Consider the following 17161-nt stretch of genomic DNA (forward strand, 5'->3'; position numbering starts at 1 on the left):
ATAGCGTGCGTAACCCCTACGCGGGGCATGCCTTCTCCACTGCCACGCAGGAGATCGCCGCCGCCCTGGAGGACGTCAGCATCCCGACGCTGCTGCTGTCGCTGGTGCATATCACCGGTGATCCGCGGTATATCCGCGAGTTCACGCAGGCGGCCACCTTCCTCAACGAAGTGCAGGGCTTCATGTCCGAGGAGGACAAGGCGAGGGCCCGACAGGTGGCGCTCGAGGTGATCGTGGACTACCGCGATCGGGGATGCCCGGAGCCGGAGCCACTGGATGCCGGCGTCGTGCGGGAGATGATGAATTGGACGGCCTGCGAAGAGGTCCCCGAACATTACCTGCCGCTGGTTCTGGAGGAACTGGATCTGGAGGCCGTCGATCCGCGGCGCGCCACGCCCCTGGATTCAGGACAGACGGACAACTTGCCCGTCGTCGTGATCGGTTGTGGCGAATCAGGGATCTTGGCCGGAATCAGGCTCGCGCAGGCCAACATCCCGTTCACCATCGTCGAGAAGAACGCAGGCCCCGGCGGAACCTGGTGGGAGAATACGTATCCGGGTGCACGCGTGGACGTCGCGAATCACTTCTACTGCTACAGCTTCGAGCCGAGCGGCCGCTGGAGTCACTACTTCGCCGAACAGCCCGAGCTGCGTGACTACTTCCAGGAGGTCGTCGACCGGCACGGCCTCGGTGAGCGTGTGCGATGGGAGTCCGAGGTCGAGTCGGCGAGCTGGGATGAACAACGCGGGTACTGGAATATCCTGGTGCGTACCAAAGATGGTTCGGTACAGGAACTTACTGCCCGAGCCGTGATCAGTGCGGTGGGTCAGCTCAACCGCCCCAGCATCCCGCGATTCGATGGCGCCGGAACCTTCGCGGGCCCGGCATTTCACTCCGCACGATGGGATGGCTCGGTGGATCTGGCCGGGAAACGTGTTGCCCTCATCGGTGCGGGCGCCAGCGGATTCCAGATCGCGCCGGCCATCGCCGAGACCGTAAAGCATCTGGCCGTATTCCAGCGCACCCCGCAGTGGATGTTCCCTAACGCCATGTACCACGACCGCGTCGAGGACGGCGTGCGGTGGGCCATGAAGCATCTACCGTTCTACGGGCGCTGGTACCGGTTCCTGCTCATGTGGCCCGGGGCCGACAAGGGGCTGGACGCCGCCGAGATCGATCCCGACTACCCCGACCAGGATTACGCGGTGAGCGCGATCAACGCCGCCGCACGAATGATGTTCACCGACTGGATAACCCGGCAGGTGGAGGGCGATGAAAAGCTGCTTGCCCAGGTGCTGCCCGATTACCCGGCCACGGGCAAACGCACACTCCAGGACAACGGCAGCTGGCTGCGCACCCTGCGGCGCGGCAATGTCGCGCTGGTACGCACACCGATCGAGCGCATCGAGCCTGAGGGCGTCGTCACCGGGGACGGCGTGGTCCACCCCGCCGATGTGATCGTGTATGCCACGGGATTTCGGGCCACCGAGGTGCTGTGGCCGATGCGGATCACGGGACGCGACGGCATCGAGTTGCACAGTATGTGGGGGAAACGGCCGTACGCGCATCGCGGCATCACCGTTCCGGGGTTCCCCAATTTCTTCATCCTCTACGGGCCCGGCACGCACCTGGCCCACGGTGGGAGCCTGATCTTCCAGTCCGAACTGCAGATGCGCTACATCACGCAATGCCTCGAACGTCTGGCCGCCGAGAGCACGCTGGCGATGGAGCCGGAGCCGGAGGCGGCGGCCGAGTGGCATCGCCGCACACAGGACCGGATCAAGAAGATGGTGTGGTCGCACCCGGCCGTCGAACACTCCTACTTCAAGAACGCGGACGGCGAGATACACACCGTTAGCCCCTGGCGATTGCCGGAGTACTGGCATGCGGTCCGGAGCCCGGACTGGTCTGAGTACGTGTTCACCAGCGCCGGAGGGCGCTGACCTGCGGCGTCGTCGGCATAGTGTGACTGCGACCGCAAGGGTCTAACTTTACTTTTCTCCCCGATCCGTAAGCGGTAGCATCGCGGCATGTCCGAACACTTTGACGTGCTCATCGTCGGCGCCGGCATCTCCGGCATCAGCGCCGCCTGGCACATTCAGGATCGCTGCCCGTCCAAGACCTATGCGGTGCTTGAGGCCCGTGACGATATGGGCGGGACCTGGAACCTGTTCAAGTACCCCGGTATCCGGTCGGACTCGGACATGTATACGTTGGGCTTCCGCTTCTCGCCGTGGAACGACAGCCGCACCCTGGCTGACGGACCTTCGATCCTCGACTACGTGCACAAGACCGCGGCCAATTCCGGAATCGACGGACATGTCCGGTACCGACACAAGGTGGTCGGTGCGGCCTGGTCCACCGAGACCCAGCAGTGGACGGTGCAGGTGGATCACGACGGCAAGAACGTCGAGTACACCTGCTCCTTCCTGTTCTGCTGCAGCGGCTACTACGACTACGACCAGGGTTACTCACCGGAGTTCCCCGGCGTCTCCGATTTCAAGGGCACCGTGATCCACCCGCAGCACTGGCCCGAGGATCTTGACTACAAGGGCAAGAAGGTCGTGGTGATCGGCTCCGGCGCCACCGCGGTGACCCTGGTTCCGGCGATGGCGCCCGATGTCGGACACATCACCATGCTGCAGCGCTCGCCCACCTACATCCTGTCGCTGCCGAACGAGAACCCGATCATCAACGGCCTGCGAAAGATATTGCCGCCCAAGCTCGCCTACCCGATCGCGCGGTGGATCAACATCGGCCAGCTGATCTTCAGCTACCAGGCCAGCCGCAAGTTCCCGAAGGCTGCGCGGCGGATCATCATGCAGCAGGCCAAACTTCAGCTGCCCAAGGGCTATGACTACAAGACTCACTTCGGCCCCAAGTACAACCCGTGGGACGAGCGCCTCTGCGTGGTGCCCAACGGCGACCTGTACAAGACGATCCGCAAGGGCAAGGCCGATATCGTCACCGATCACATCGAGACGTTCGACGAGACGGGCATCAAGCTGAAGTCGGGCAAGCATCTCGACGCCGACATCATCATCACCGCGACAGGTCTGAACCTGAAGTTCTTCAGCGGCGTCATCCCGACGGTCGATGGTGTACCCGTGGACCTGCCCGCGCAGACCGTGTACAAGGGCGCGATGCTCACCGGTATCCCGAACATGGCGTTCACCATTGGATACACCAATGCCTCATGGACGCTCAAGGCCGACCTGGTGTCGGAGTATGTCGGCCGACTGCTGAACTACATGGACGAGAACGGTTACGTCACGGCGGTTCCCGAGCTCGCCGACGAGACGCTCGAGAAGCAGCCGTTCATGGACTTCACCCCGGGCTACGTGCTGCGTGCGCTGGAAGAATTACCCAAGCAGGGCAACAAGCACCCGTGGCGTTTGAAGCAGAACTATGTCTATGACGTCGGGATGATGCGGCGTAGCCGGATCGCCGAGGGTATGCGATTCGGTAGGAAGAAGGCCGCGACGGAGACGGCACCGGTGGCCGTTAACGGCTAGGCGATTTCAGCGGAACGGCCGGGTGTTGCTTGTCGACGCCCGGCCGTTCGCTGTTGTGGCCGAAAGTTCACGGACGCTAGTTTTCTTCGGGTGCAGCCTGATCCGCGCTCGCGGCGATCAGCATGGAAAGCATCGGCCGCATGGGCAGCAGCCGTTGCACGGCGGCCAGGAGCCGTTCGGTCCAGTCGGTGGTCGACGAGGGGTCTTTGATGCTGTCGATGGCCACTCCCTGCCCGACCGCGACACACAGGCGTGCGAGGTCCTGCACGCTCTCCTCGGGAAGTTCGAGATTGTCGTCGAGCTGCGCGATCACGCCGGCAACGTGGTCCAGCATGGTCTTGTCGCGGGCGGCGAGTTCCTCGTTCAGCGTCGAATTGTGCCGGGCGACCAGAGCCAGCTCGATCTTCAACAGCGCCCACCCGGTGTCACTGAGTGATTGCTCAATCCAGTCCTGAAACTTTTCAAGGCGATCCTCTGAAGAACCTCCAGCGAGCGCTTGCCGGTAGCTTTCCAAAACTTGTTCGGTATGCCGATCGATGACTTCCAGCGCCAAGGCCTCTTTACTCGGGAAATTCGAGTACACGGCACCGCGGCTGTAGCCGGCGTCTTCGGCTACTTGTTCGTTCGACGTCGCCGCAAAACCCTGCTGCAAGTAGAGCTGGGTCGCGGACTCAACGAGTCGGGCCTTTGTCTGAGCCTGAGCCTCAGAGCGAGTCAATCGTTTGGCCACGACCGTTGAGTCTATGCGCTCGGCCCTGCTCACCAGGAGAATCCGGCCTCGTGAAGCCGATGTACCGTCGAGCCATGATCCGCTGCGGGGTGATGGCCTGACCGAGCTCTTGACCAACATCGCCGACGGGGTGGCGACGCTCACCCTGCACGGCCCGGCGACACGCAATGCATTCACCGCCGAGGTGGGTCGCCAGTTGGGCGCGGCCTATCGGCGGCTCGACGATGACTCAGCCGTACGCGTCATCGTACTGACGGGCACTGCGCCCGCATTCTGCAGTGGCGCTCAGATCTCGGCGGGTGCCCAGACTTTTGCCGCTCCGAACAACGCCGACTTCTCGGCATCACCGGTGTGGCCCGCCGCGTTCGAGCTGAGCACTCCCGTGATCGCCGCGGTGAACGGGCATGCCATCGGCATCGGAATGACATTGGCGCTGCACGCGGACATCCGCATCCTCGCCGAGGAAGGTCGCTACGCGATACCTCAGGTGAGATTCGGAGTGGCGCCGGATGCCATGGCCCACTGGACGTTACCGCGGTTGGTGGGCACGGCGGTGGCGGCCGAACTACTGCTCACCGGTGCGACATTCTCGGCGCGCAGGGCTCTCGAGACCGGCCTGGCCAACAGATGCCTGCCTGCCGAACAGGTGCTCGTCGCCGCTGTCGAGATGGCTCGCGATATCGCGACCAATGTCGCGCCACAGTCCGCGGCGCGGACCAAACGGCTGCTGTGGGATGCGCAGATGACGGGGATGTCGCCCGCCGACGTGGCGGCGCGGGAGACGAGCGATCACCTGCGGCTCATGGGCTCGCCGGATGCGGCCGAGGGCCCGCGCGCGATTACTGAACGTCGCGCCCCGCGCTGGCGTGGCCACGGGTAACGCCGCAGCGTGCCGGGGTTGAATCCCGCACCTCGCCACCTCATTTTATATCTGGGTACAGTATGTACCCAGATGGTCATCGTGGTCATGAGGATGGAGTGCATCGTGGGACGACACAACCGGCCCTCCGCCGTGGACGATGCGTCCGCCACGGACACGTCGCCGTCCGACGCGGACTGGACCGCCGACTTCGTCTGGGAAAGCGAAACTCCCGGGACGTCCCGCGCGGTAAGTGAATCCGACGGCGCTCTCGCCCCGACACCGCCGCCCTGGTTCAGGGGCTAACGGGGCCGAGGAGCCTGTCCAGGTAGCCACCGCTAAACACGCCCTCAGGGTCGAATCTGGCGCGGACGTCTTGGAATGTCTGCCATTCCGGATAGCGCTGGCTCAGCTGTGCGGCGGTCAAGGTGTGCCGCTTGCCCCAGTGGGGGCGGCCGCCCAGCCCGATCAGGATGGGTTCGAGGTCGTGGAAATACGACTCCCATGGACCGTGAATCGTCTGGTGTACTGCCAGGTAGACGCTTTCGCGGCCATAGGCCGGTGCCAGCAGTGCGTCATCGGCCTGGGTGAAGCGGACCTCCAAGGGGAAAGCCACCTGATGACGGTTCTGCTCAATCGTGGACAGGGCAGTCGCGATGGCATCGCGAGCATTCTCCAGCGGAAGCGAATATTCCATCTCGGTGAACTTCACCTTGCGGGGGCTCGCGAACACCGCGGCGCTCTCATCCTGCGATTCATTGGAACCAGCAAGATTGGCAACAAATTTCGATATGTACGGGGCCGCAGCGGGCACACGCCCGGCCGTCCACATCAACGCCCCGAGCGCGCCATTTTCCACGAGATCGCGCTCCACCCAATGCCGCACCGGATGGCGAGGCCATGGATCCTCCTGGGTGCGTGTCGACTGCAGCAGCAGGACCCGTCGTGTGTGTGGAAAGAGGTACAGCTCAAGGTGATCGGTATCGTTCAGCAATGTGGGCAGATCGGCCAGCACGGTATCCAGATCGTGCACGGACTGGCGGCGGTGCAGCCGGAAGGCCGGAACACATTGCAGCGTGAACTCGGTGACCACTCCCAGTGCACCCAATGAGATCCGTGCGGCGCGCAGCTCGTCGCCACCTGATATCTCGTGAATAGAGCCGTCAGCAGCCATGATTCGCATGGAAACGATGGTCTGCGAGATATTGCCGAACTTCAGGCCCGTCCCATGCGTTCCGGTAGCAGCTGCCCCGGCGAGAGTCTGGACGTCGATATCGCCGAGGTTCGGCAGGGCCAGGCCGCGCCTCAACAGCTTGTGGTTCAAATCATGCAGGTTGATGCCGGCCTGGACTCGCACCCGGTTCTGCTCGTCCACCGATATCAGTTGGCGCAGTTCCGAGATATCTACCTGCACACCGTCGGTGACACACAGCTCGGTAAAGGAATGCGATGAACCGACCGGCCGTACCGTCCGGCCGGCAGAACGTCGCAGGGTGAACGCCAGCTCCTCTTCGGACCGCGGACGTACCACTAGTCCTGGGGCACAGGATGTCTGACCACTCCAGTTATGCCACTCGCTCACAGGAACATCATTCCCTCGCCGCGATAGGTGGACACCGATCCGGCATGCTGACCGTGCTCGACGAGCTGCAGTTCGGTGAAGTGCTCACAGAGCTCGCCGGCCTTGGCGTGGCGGAACCACACCACATCGCCGATCGCCAGCTCCCGCGCGCCGCGCAATGGCGTCTGAACCTCTCCGGCGCCCTCGGACGCCTCGAAGGACAGACCCTTGGGCCACGAGGGCACCGGCACGCGGCTCGCTCCGGCTGGGCCGCTGGCTATGTACCCACCGCCCAGCACCGTAGCGAGCTCGGATGCTGGTTTACGCACCACCGGTAGCGCGAACGCGGCCGCCGGATCCAGCTGCAGGCTGCGGTAGTTGTCGAAAAGAGCCGGGGCGAAGAACCCCGACCCGGCAGCCAATTCGGTGGCGAATCCCAGTCCTGCGATGCGGGCCAGGCTGCCGGTACCGCCGGAGTTCACCAGCTCGAGCGGCGGTGCCCCGGCGGCATGGAGCCGCGCGGTCACCGCATCCAGCACCCGGGGGAGACGCGCGCCGAGGTCGCGCAGCGAGGAGGCTTGCATGCCGCGAACGGCCAACTGGTACCACGGGTTTCCCGGGACAATGTCGCCCACGCCGGCGATCTGTCCGTCGTAGGCCATGACGGCCGCCAGCCGCAGCCCAGGGGTGGCGCACACCAGATCGGTGAGAGCGGCCGCCTGTTCGGGGGTGTGCACCGGCGATCGCTTGGGTCCCAGATGCACCGGACCGTTGAGGGGACGCCACCCGGCGTCGATATCCAGGCACACCGGGATCGGCGCGTTGGTCTCGTGCGAGATCGCCGCGAGCAGATTCACATGCTCGGCGGAGTCGATCAAGGGGCGGATGACGGAGCGATGCCGGGCCGCCGTGGCCAGGGCTCCCCGGTCGACACTGGGGTAGGCGATCAGTAGATCGTCGACACCGGCGTCGGCGAGATGCACGGCCTCTGCCGGGGTGAAGGCGAGCACCCCGCGAAAACCTGGTATCTCCAAAAACTTTCGAATCAGTGCGGTACTGCGTATCGACTTGCTGGCCACCCTGATCGGTAGACCGGAGGTGGCGGCGACCAGCGACGCGGCGTTGGCCCGCACCGCGTCCATATCGACCGCCGCCAGGGGTGCAGGTGCTCCCCGCAGCGCCTCGGCCAACCGCCGCACCGACATCAGGCAGGAACCACGACAACGCCGTCGTGGTCGGCGTAACAGATCGCCCCCGGTGTGAAGTCGATACCGCCGAAGCTGACGACGACGTCGCGCTCCCCGGCACCGGTTTTGGTGCCCTTGCGCGGGTTGGTACCGAGGGCCTTGATGCCGATGTCCATGGTGGCCAACTCCGCACTGTCCCGAACCACTCCATTGATCACCAGGCCCGACCATCCGCTGTCGACGGCGATCCCCGCGATGATGTCGCCGACCAGCGCGCAATGCAGCGATCCGCCGCCGTCGATCACCAGCACACCACCCGAACTCGGCTCTGACAGTATGGATTTCAGTAGAGCATTGTCATGGTGGCAGCGCACCGTGGTGATGACCCCGGCGAATACCGGCCGCGCACCGAACTGCGCGAGCTGAAGATCGCAACTGGCCATGTCGATGCCGAGCTCATCTCCCAGGTCGGCGGTCGGGCGGGGCGTGATCGGTGCTGTCGTCATACCCCAAGCGTATTCGCCGGGCACAGCTACTGGGTCTGGCGCATAGGCAACCACGACAGCACGCGGCCATTGCGCCAGACCGGGCTCGGTGCCGTCGTAGTACGCCCGGAACCGATCGTCAGCGACGCACATTCGGATCCGGGTCGCACGCCCTCGCGTTTCGCGGCTGCGAGGTCGCCGATCAGTCCAGTTCGGCGGGGTCTTCGCGGCGACGCCTGCGCCGCAGTAGCAACACGACGAAGATCGCGAAGGCGGCACCGAACGCTATCTTCACGTTCGGCGATTGCCGGCCCGCTTCGGACGCGGGTCCGGGAATCGGTGGCGGGGCCGAATCGACAGTCGACTTCGCGTGCGCGGCGGCCTCTCGGGCCGCTGCTGCGAGATCGGGCTGGGCAGGTTCAGGTGCGGGCGCCGGTGTGGGTGCCTCTGGTTTGGGAGCCTCGGCAACGGGCTTCGGTGCCTCGGCAACAGGCGCCGACTCAGGCTTGGGCGCGGGCGCGGGCGCGGGCTTGGGAGCCGGTGGGGCGGCGGGTTTCGGTGCTTCGGATGCCGGTGCTTCGGCGGGCTGCACCGCTTTGGCAGGCTTCGGTGCCGCAGGCGGCTTCGGGGCCGGGGCAGCGCTGGACCCGGGTTCAGCCTTGGGACCCGTCTTCGGCGGTGCCGACGAGCCGGCGGGCCGTTTGGCAGGCGCGCGTTTGGCTGCGGGACGTTTCGCAGCCTTCGCGGGGCGGGCCGGTGTCGCGGGCTTTGGTGCCTCGCCGCCGACGGGCTTCTCCGGTGTCGCGGGCTTTGGTGCCTCGCCGCCGACGGGCTTCTCCGGTGTCTGGCTGGGCTCGTTAGCCGAATTGTCCTGGTCCGCCATGCGCCTGCTCCTTCGCAAGTTTCGGTCGTCCTGGGTGTTCGTGGCGCGTTCGCCGCCACGATGGGCGGCTCACACCCGAATCTCTGCCGCCCCGCCGTTGTCCATCATGCCGTCACACCGGAAAAAGGCCAGTCGGCCCCCTAACGGTTTACGACTGACGACGCTGAGTCCAGATGAGTGCCGCACCCACAGAGACCACCACAGCCACGACAAATGGCCACATGGGCAGGTCGCCGTCGGCAGGATTCGCCGAGGGCGACGGAGCGGAAGAACTCGTGCTCGATGGCTGCTGCGACACCGCGGGCGCGCCTGCGGAGGCCGGTGCACCCGAGCCGGTGCTGGTGAACTGCCAGGATCCGTCGACGGGATGCCCGTCCTCGGAGATCACCCGAAAGTTCACCGTGTACTTTCCGGCGGGTGCTCCCGGCTTCATACCGACCGAGATCGTCGCACCGGACACCAGCGGATCGCCCGCCTGCCACTGGTCGGTCTTGGCATCCGGGCCGATGATCGTCATCGCGGAAAAACGCTTCTGCAGCGGCTCGTTGAAGGTGGCGCTGACCTGCGCGGGAGGCCCGGATAACACGGCGTTCTCGGCCGGATCGGAGGACACCTTGACGGCGTGTGCCGCCGCCACACCCGGCAATGCCAGGCCCAGCGCCAACACGATGAAGGCCGACAACAACACGGACACCGACTTGCGTAGAACCGTCATCACTGCTGCCTCCGCCGATTTGTCACCGCGAGCACGAGCGCGACAGCACCGAGGACCAGACCGATACCGCCGAACCAGCGGGCCGTCTTGTCCGGATGTGCCGCGTTCTGCCCGGAATCATGGGTTGCCGACACCTGAGGTGCGTGCGCCGAGTGTCCATCGTGGTCGGCCTTGCTCTGTGTCAGGTCGAGTGTGGGTGCGGGGTGCTCCGGCTCGGTGCCGTCGGGCTGGGCCCGCTGATCCCACCTGACGACCTGGCCGTCGGCATATGTCTGTGTTGCGGGGAAGACCACCGACTCGGTATCGGGAAGCTTGACGCGTACCCGGAACAGTGCGAACTGGTCGGGCCCAATCCCATTACCCGGGACGGCCTTCCATGTCACCGACCGGACCGTGCCTTGAGCGGCGTCCCGATCCACGGTGCTGGTCCAGCCCGGCAGCAGCTCGGTGCTCGCCGAACCGACATCCGGCAGCTGGACGGTCAACTCGGTGGTCAGCGCCTTGCTCTGGGACTCGTTGGGAACCGAGAACTCCAACGTCGCGTAGCCGCCGCGGGCGGTGTTATCCGTGGTCACGCGCACGTGGGCGGACGCCGGAATGGCGAGCGCCAACAGCGCCGCGGCCGCCGCGGTCGACGCCGCGATCAGTCGAGGGAACATGCGCATGGATTACCTCACTCCGAGTCGGGCAAGTAGATCTGCGTCGATGCCGTCGAGCTCGCGGGCGATGGCGGCATGGGCCGCGCGCCTGCGGGTCGGTGGCATGTGCTCGGAGGCCCCCACCGCGGTACCCAACTCCTCCAGCCGCGCACGGACTGCCGAGGTGAACTTCTTGGTCTCGGCATCCTTGGGCGCCCGGTCGAGTACGGCCTGGAGGGACTGCTCAGCGCCGGCGATACGGGCCGACAGCTCCGCTCCGAATCCTGAGTACTGACCAAGCTCTGCCAGCGGTATGCCAAGGCGATCGGCGCGGCGCTGATCCAGCACCCCGCGGACCGCGATGGCCCCCTTGTACAACACCGGCAGGAGCACCGGAGCGAGCAGCCGCACCACCGTGAGGGTGCGTTTGATCCGCGTCGGAGAGAGCAGTTTGCCCTCTCGCACCGCCCTGAGCTGGTCCTGGGCGATCTGCCGCTGAGCCTTCAACGTCGCGAGCTCCGTCTTGCGCGAGTCGCGCCGGGCGGCGGACTCCGAGCGCGCCTGCATGAGCATCCGTCGCCGGTCGTTACGCGCCGCCAATCTGGCTTCGAGCTTGGCCTTCGCCTTCAGAGCCCGAGCCTCGGCGCGTTTCGTCGAGCGGCTCTTGCGGCTGGTGAGAAAACCCATCCCAGCGGCCTCCGTTCATCGCGTTGCGAGTGTGGCGCTAACCCTAGCGCGCCGACCCGCGCTGGCCCCGTGCGGATGGGGCGGCGTATTTAGGTGGTCGCCCCGCACGCTGCAAAGGTTCCCGGCAGCCCCCAGCGAAGTCTTAGAAGCCCCCATTCGGGTGGTACATGGCGAACATGAGGTGAAAGGGCCCACAATGTGCGATAGATATTTGACCTCCGAGCAAATTCCCGGCATTCTGATCGCGTGGGGCGACATCGAGCAAAGCAGAGTAGGCGGAGCCAGCAGCTGAAGCGTGCTTCGGCGCGCGCTGCTGTGGTGACGGTGCTCAGCTCGGGGACGCTCATGGGGGGATTCGGGGTTTTCGCCGTATCGACCCCAGCTGCGGATGCAAAGCCCGGCGGCGGTTCCGGTGGTGACAGCGACCACGACCATGGCTTGGGTGGCGCGATCCACAAGATCACCGGCGGCCTCCTCGGTGGCGGAGTCGGCGGAGGCGGTGGACCCGGCAGCGGCGGCACGCGCAACGCGCCCTCGTCCCCAAGCTTCGGCAAAAGCCTGCACAGCGGCTCTGGATCGGAAGGCGCGGCCGGCGGTAGCAGCAGCGACTCCTCCGCCGGTGACAAGGACAAAGGCAAAGATAAAGACAAGGGTCCGGGCGCGAACGTTCCCAAGCCGGGGTCTGTCGGCGCCAACGGCAAATCGCCCGATCATGGTGCAGGCAGCCATGATTCGAGCACTAACAGTCCTGGTTCGAGTATCAGCACCCCCAACGGTTCGAGCACCAGCACCCCCGGCTCCTCTAGTGGTACGTCCGGCGTGGGGATCGGTGTCGGCCCCGAGATAGCGCTGCCGCATTCGGGTGGTGCCGCGGGCGTCCATACCCCCAATGCCACGGCAGTCACTGCTGAAATCCCCAGTGGCGCAACAACTCACACCGAAACGTCACCGACGTTGAAGGGCGCCTTGGGCTCCGTCGCCGGTGCCATGGCCCCGAAGACGCAGACCGCCACGACGCCCAAGACCGACACCGCGACCTCGCCGCACAACGCGACGGCACCGGGTGCGACCGCGACGGTGGACACCCCCGCTTCGGGCCCTACGCACACAGGGCACGAGGCGTCGTCCGAGGAGCCCAGAGTTCCGGGCGTCACCCTCAATGTGGGCGGGCGCACCATCGTCATCTGGAAGAAAAAGCCGAGTACATCGACGCACACGCCGGGTGCCGGGGGCGATTCGACGCACGAGCACGAATCCGATGACCACGATCACGTGATCACCCTGCCCGGGCTTCCCGGTATCGGTGGCGTCCCGAACCCGGCAACGCCGTCGTTCGGTGGTGCGGCCGGCACCCGGAACCCTGGCGGAAACCCCGGTATTCACACCGGACCCATAGCTCCGCCGACCGTACCCACGCCCAAGGCTCCCGCCGTCGCGATCGCGGCACCGCCCGCACCGCCGGTCATCGCGCCGCTGGCGCCGGTCGTGCCGCCGGCACCGCCGGTCGTGACCATCAAGCAGGCCGAGGGTGGTCGGGGTGGCGATGCCGTCGTGACCGCGGGCGGGTCCCAGCAACCCGAGGCCGTCACCAAGCCGATCGAGCAGTTCGTCGCGGCCGAGACCGTCGCGCCTCGTACCGGCTACGGCGACTACCTCCGACTGACGAAGACGTCCGAGATCGCCGCGGTGGCCATTCCGGGTGCCGTGGGCATCGCGATGATGACCTTCGTGGGAGGCGCCATCGGATACCGGCAAGCCAAGGCCGGGCATACCGTGCGTGCCTCCGCTGCCGCCCGCTTCCTGGAGTAGGGGAGAATCGATACAGCACCCCGTCAGGGGTCTGTCCGGGAAGGTACGTGTTGAGGGGAGACGCACATGGGCGCAGGCCGTCGTGTGACCGACGCCGTCAACGCTGTGCTGGATCTGGCCCCGCGCAAGGGCGAGGTGACGCTGACCGCGCTCGTGGAGGCTGTCGGTCGCGATCGGGACCGGTCCATCGAGATCATCTCGGCTGATCTACCGTCCGGGGTGTGCGGTCAATGGCGCCAGTACGAGAACGAAGACATCTTCATCATCCAGCGCGGCCTGCCCACCTGGGATCGCACGCTCGCCCATGAACTTGGGCATGTGGTGCTGCGTCACGAGGGCATCTCGGTGGTTGAAATGGCCAGGGACGAAGCCGAATTCGCCAGCGACGACCTCATCGCATACATGCTGTCCCAGCGCACCGGATGCATGGGTGCGGCCGGGATGGAGGCCGAACAAGAGGCCGAGGACTTCGCGGCGTTGCTGCTCTACCGGCTTGGTCGGCTGCCCTCGGACCGCGCTTCCATTGTTCAGGTGAGGCTCGGGGAGGCCTTTGGGTGATCGCCTGGGTGATTGCCGGGCTGCTGGGTATGGCGACGGGTTTACGCATCGGGTGGGTGCTCGTCCACAAACAATCCCCGGTAAGCACCGGAATGATCGTTGCGCTGGGGAGCCTGGCGCTGGTGTCGGCGCTGAACTGGGAGCCGCTGACGATTCTTGTGGACAGCTCGTTGGGCTGGCCCAACATCTCGGTGGCGGTGAGCCAGGCCGCGCTGACGGCCTGCGCGGCGGGCAGCTGCGTGATGATCACCAGCATGTCCGCCAGCCGCACCGCGGCGGCCAACAGGCGATGGGCGCGCTGGCAGTACCTGGCCGCGGCCGTGATCGCCGGCGCCAGCCTTGCCGTGTTCTTTTCCCGCGGTCCGCAGCCCGAGATGACGCCCCGCGAGTTTCTCAAGCACGATCTGGGCGGATTCGCCTCTGGCACAGCCTGGCTCATCCCGATGCTGTACATCGCCGTCGCGCTATCGGTGGTGCTGTGGGCCGGGATGGCCTACTCGAATCGCAGTCGTCGGGGCCGCGCCTTGTTCCTTTTCACCGTGGGGATCAGCCTGCTGGTGCTGGCCGTTTTGGTGGTGGCCGGTGTCGCGGTGGCCAATTCGGAGTATGTGACGATCGGGACAGCGGCCACATTGATCGGCTGTGCGATGGCGATGGTGGCGGTCGGGTCGCTGTTGCCGACCTTTGAGACCTGGTTGGTCGCTCGACGTGAGATGTTCGTACTGGCCCCGTTGTACAACGACCTGAAGAAGCGTCAGCCGGACGCAGCGATCGGAGTACGGCCGCGTGGACCGCTGGCCTTCCAGGTGGCAGACCGGATGGCTTACATCTCCGATGCGCTCTTCCTGGAGGCGATGCACGCCCAGGGGCTAGACCCCGAATCGGAGGGCGAGGGCGATATCGACCTCGGTGCGGAACCGGTGAAACTCGATGTACCACCGGACGCGCAAGCCCACGCGGTAGTGAAATGGGTTCTTACCGAGGGCGATCCGAAAGAGAACTTCCCGGGCCCGGAATGGCTACACCAGCCTGACGGATACTCCGATCGCGAATGGATTCTCGCGATTGCCACTGAGTACCGCAGGCTGGTGCGTGCCGAACATCGTTCTTAAGTTTTTCATCGCCGTCCCTCCGTGCGTACCCCGCCGGCTCGATGAGCGGTGAACGCCAAACTGACCGGTCCTTCCCCGAGTGGACCGGTCAGGCGAGAAGCGGACTAGCTGTCGAGACCCTCTTGGCGACGGTATTCGTCGACGGCCTGCGTGATGCGGTCCTGTGCCTCGACGGACAGCCCCACGGTGCGGGCCGCGATCCGACGGACACCCTCATCGCGCATGTTGGCGAGCCAGGTCAGTTCCTGGTCGAGCTTCTCGTAGTACTCATCGTCGGTGAAGTACGCCGGCTTGATACGGAAGAAGTTCGCGAGCGCCTTCATGGTTGCCGACGAAGGGTTGGTGCGGTTACCTGATCGCAGCTGCGACAGGTACGGCGCGGACATGGTGATGCCCTCGGAACGCAGCGCCGCGATCACCTCGGCAGAGGTGTGGGGGCCGCGCCCGGGTGGGTACACGGTGTCGAACAACCGATTCAAACGTGCGGTGAACGTGGTGCTCATCGAGCCTTACCTCCACAAACAGATAAAGTTGCTAATTCGGGGGACGTATTTGCTGCCCATCGTAACCTTAGTTTTGCCTGGAGCCAAGCGCAACCATCAAGTTCGCCCAGGGTGGACGTAGTGTTCGGTTATCCAAACCTGCTAGCTCGGGCACATTTGTGCAGCGTCCAATATTCGGGACGATCTGGGAATCTTCGTTCTCAGGCAAATGATTGATGAATCCCCAGTGCGATGGCTCGGAGGCTCCACGGTGGGCCGTGCGGACAGGTCGCATTCGTTTCCTAAGTCGGCCGGACACAGTGCCCGGCTGTATAACCTGCTCAGTTGCTACTGGCACCGGCGCCACGCCTTCTCCGCGCATGCCTCGCTGACCTGGCCCGATGTCATGCCCGTGACGATAACGGCAGCTAGCGATTATGGCGGGAATCGCCGCGCAGAGGTAGCGTTTAAATACCGGAGCGTTGATGGCAAGTGTGCCCGTCAGCAGGGCATCGCCTCTGACCAGCGGTAAATCCACGACCAAAGACTGTGAGCAAGATCACAGCAACCACCGGGGGCGTGCGCTCCGTCACTGCCACCCGAATGCTGCCCGCGCGGGCCGTCGAAGACTCTCCGAAACCGGGATCGTGACGATTGCCGCGGTGATGCCCCGGAGCAGATGTGACGGAAGTTACCGGTGCGGCAGCACCCGTGGGGCACGCGCGCCCGCGTCAGCGCACATCGTGCCCGGTGGCGAGCCCAGCAGCGCTTGGTTCCGCCGATGGTCGCTGCCGGGGCGAGGGCGGTCGATGATGCCCGGTTACCGAGCCCCGGCCTGAATGATTGAGGAATGATCGCCAGGAAGGAGAGACGGGTCGTACGGGCAGTCGCTGGTTTACGACCGTGGTTTGCGTGGTTCTCGCGCCGCATTGAGCTCGCGGAGCGGAGAAACGCCAATCCTGCGCAGAAGGCGATGGGGCGCTAGGGAGGAATGCCCCCGGGGACCTGTCCGATGGGAGGGGGAGGCCGTGAATTACGGCCGGCGATGGCGGGGAGACCCGCAGGCGTCATCGACCAACGGCAGCGCAGCTCATGCGTGATCTCCGTCAGTGTGGGAATGGTTGCCGAGCTGGGCCCGCAAGGCCAGGTCGGCACCGCCGGCCAGTGCTCGGGGCGGGTTGTCGTGGGCGGGCACACCGAACGTAACCGGTTCGCCTACCGGCTGTTTGGCGCGAGCAACGGTGACGGTATGTTTACGCCAGCTCCGCTGGGTCAGCTTCGCGGTCGCGACCTCGCGGGATCGAAAATATCTGCAGAAGAACATATTTCGACCATGGGATGTCATTGGTCGGAATGGCGGGGAAGGCGGGCGGCCGAATTCCGCTACGCGGCAAGCAGCATTGCCAATACGGCCGTGTCGGGATCGCTGATGGGATCGATGCCTACCCGACTCACCACCGATGTCACCGTGCCGTCCGACTCGGCCTCGGCCCATGCGGCCCGATGCTCCAGGCCCAGGTGTGGCAATCCGGGAAGAAGCAGGCAACCCGAGGCCGCACCAAGGCATTCCGGCAGTGTCGGGTTGGTCTCGGATGGCGGATGGAGCATAAGCAACGCCGGTGGTTGATGTTCCGCAAAATGCCCGGGTGCGACGGCGGATTCTCCGAGTACCGTGCCTTCCGCGACGACCAAACCGACCATGCCGGGCGCGGGATCATCAGGAAGATCCTCGCGGGCACCAAAAATCGTTGTGGTGGAAAGCAATCCGGGCAGCGTGGCGATGCGCACCGTCACGATCAGCAGCTGCATCCATTCCTTGGTGGAATCGGGCCAGCGGCCACACACCACGAACCCTCTGAGCGATCCGCCCGCGTGAAAGGGCGCGATCTCGATCGGCTGATCGGAACTGCTTGTCATATCTGCCACGCTCGCAATCACTC

At 65.3% G+C, this 17161-nt stretch carries 16 protein-coding genes; 6 read left to right on the forward strand and 10 right to left on the reverse strand.

All coding sequences use genetic code 11. The features are described from left to right. Positions 1-5: 5 nt before the first annotated feature. Together DSM43276_RS00405 and DSM43276_RS00410 are read left to right on the forward strand one after the other, a co-directional pair. Positions 6-1943, forward strand: coding sequence for a flavin-containing monooxygenase (locus DSM43276_RS00405; protein ID WP_078330238.1), 1938 nt, complete (start codon positions 6-8; stop codon positions 1941-1943). An 87-nt stretch (positions 1944-2030) separates the two neighbouring features. After that, positions 2031-3515: a flavin-containing monooxygenase gene (locus DSM43276_RS00410; RefSeq protein WP_078330239.1), complete on the forward strand. Its 1485-nt coding sequence runs from the start codon at positions 2031-2033 to the stop codon at positions 3513-3515. 76 nt (positions 3516-3591) lie between these two features. Here DSM43276_RS00410 and DSM43276_RS00415 read toward each other — a convergent pair whose 3' ends face one another. Next, positions 3592-4365, reverse strand: coding sequence for a TetR/AcrR family transcriptional regulator (locus DSM43276_RS00415; protein WP_078330307.1), 774 nt, complete (start codon positions 4363-4365; stop codon positions 3592-3594). Here DSM43276_RS00415 and DSM43276_RS00420 point away from each other — a divergent pair. Next, positions 4343-5125 (forward strand): enoyl-CoA hydratase/isomerase family protein, encoded by a 783-nt coding sequence (locus DSM43276_RS00420; protein WP_078330308.1) that lies wholly within the window; start codon positions 4343-4345, stop codon positions 5123-5125. The genes DSM43276_RS00415 and DSM43276_RS00420 overlap by 23 nt on opposite strands. A 274-nt stretch (positions 5126-5399) precedes the next feature. On the opposite strand, the gene DSM43276_RS00430 is transcribed toward DSM43276_RS00420, so the two are convergent. From DSM43276_RS00430 to DSM43276_RS00460, 7 genes are all read right to left on the reverse strand, one after another. Beyond that, the gene (locus tag DSM43276_RS00430; protein ID WP_078330240.1) at positions 5400-6686 is read right to left on the reverse strand and encodes a D-arabinono-1,4-lactone oxidase; all 1287 of its coding nucleotides are present in this window, start codon (positions 6684-6686) and stop codon (positions 5400-5402) included. Continuing rightward, positions 6683-7870, reverse strand: a complete 1188-nt coding sequence (locus DSM43276_RS00435; protein ID WP_078330241.1) for an amino acid deaminase/aldolase — start codon at positions 7868-7870, stop codon at positions 6683-6685. The genes DSM43276_RS00430 and DSM43276_RS00435 overlap by 4 nt, the downstream gene beginning before the upstream one ends. Then, positions 7870-8358, reverse strand: coding sequence for a ribonuclease E activity regulator RraA (rraA, locus tag DSM43276_RS00440; RefSeq protein WP_078298704.1), 489 nt, complete (start codon positions 8356-8358; stop codon positions 7870-7872). The genes DSM43276_RS00435 and rraA overlap by 1 nt, the downstream gene beginning before the upstream one ends. A 181-nt stretch (positions 8359-8539) precedes the next feature. Further along, entirely contained in the window at positions 8540-9220 is a 681-nt protein-coding gene (locus DSM43276_RS00445; protein ID WP_078330242.1) for a hypothetical protein, read from the reverse strand. 148 nt (positions 9221-9368) lie between these two features. Further along, complete coding sequence (locus DSM43276_RS00450) at positions 9369-9935, reverse strand: copper resistance CopC family protein (protein ID WP_078330243.1); 567 nt, start codon at positions 9933-9935, stop codon at positions 9369-9371. Next, complete coding sequence (locus DSM43276_RS00455; protein WP_078330244.1) at positions 9935-10600, reverse strand: YcnI family copper-binding membrane protein; 666 nt, start codon at positions 10598-10600, stop codon at positions 9935-9937. The genes DSM43276_RS00450 and DSM43276_RS00455 overlap by 1 nt, the downstream gene beginning before the upstream one ends. 3 nt (positions 10601-10603) lie before the next feature. Further along, positions 10604-11260: a DUF6474 family protein gene (locus DSM43276_RS00460; protein WP_078290770.1), complete on the reverse strand. Its 657-nt coding sequence runs from the start codon at positions 11258-11260 to the stop codon at positions 10604-10606. Positions 11261-11575: 315 nt separating this feature from the next. Between DSM43276_RS00460 and DSM43276_RS00465 the strand changes: the two genes are divergently transcribed. The 3 genes from DSM43276_RS00465 to DSM43276_RS00475 all read left to right on the forward strand — a co-directional run bounded on the left by DSM43276_RS00465 (position 11576) and on the right by DSM43276_RS00475 (position 14739). Further along, positions 11576-13069, forward strand: a complete 1494-nt coding sequence (locus DSM43276_RS00465; RefSeq protein WP_078330245.1) for a hypothetical protein — start codon at positions 11576-11578, stop codon at positions 13067-13069. Positions 13070-13135: 66 nt separating this feature from the next. After that, positions 13136-13627 (forward strand): M48 family metalloprotease, encoded by a 492-nt coding sequence (locus DSM43276_RS00470; RefSeq protein ID WP_078330246.1) that lies wholly within the window; start codon positions 13136-13138, stop codon positions 13625-13627. Next, on the forward strand, positions 13624-14739 hold the full coding sequence (locus DSM43276_RS00475) for a hypothetical protein (RefSeq protein ID WP_078330247.1): 1116 nt from the start codon (positions 13624-13626) through the stop codon (positions 14737-14739). The genes DSM43276_RS00470 and DSM43276_RS00475 overlap by 4 nt, the downstream gene beginning before the upstream one ends. Before the next feature lie 104 nt (positions 14740-14843). On the opposite strand, the gene DSM43276_RS00480 is transcribed toward DSM43276_RS00475, so the two are convergent. Both DSM43276_RS00480 and DSM43276_RS00485 read right to left on the reverse strand, forming a co-directional pair. Beyond that, positions 14844-15242: a secretion protein EspR gene (locus DSM43276_RS00480; RefSeq protein WP_046252093.1), complete on the reverse strand. Its 399-nt coding sequence runs from the start codon at positions 15240-15242 to the stop codon at positions 14844-14846. Positions 15243-16604: 1362 nt separating this feature from the next. Continuing rightward, positions 16605-17138 (reverse strand): peptidase, encoded by a 534-nt coding sequence (locus DSM43276_RS00485; RefSeq protein WP_078324196.1) that lies wholly within the window; start codon positions 17136-17138, stop codon positions 16605-16607. Positions 17139-17161 lie beyond the last annotated feature (23 nt).

This window comes from Mycobacteroides salmoniphilum, assembly GCF_004924335.1.
Taxonomy (GTDB): domain Bacteria; phylum Actinomycetota; class Actinomycetes; order Mycobacteriales; family Mycobacteriaceae; genus Mycobacterium; species Mycobacterium salmoniphilum.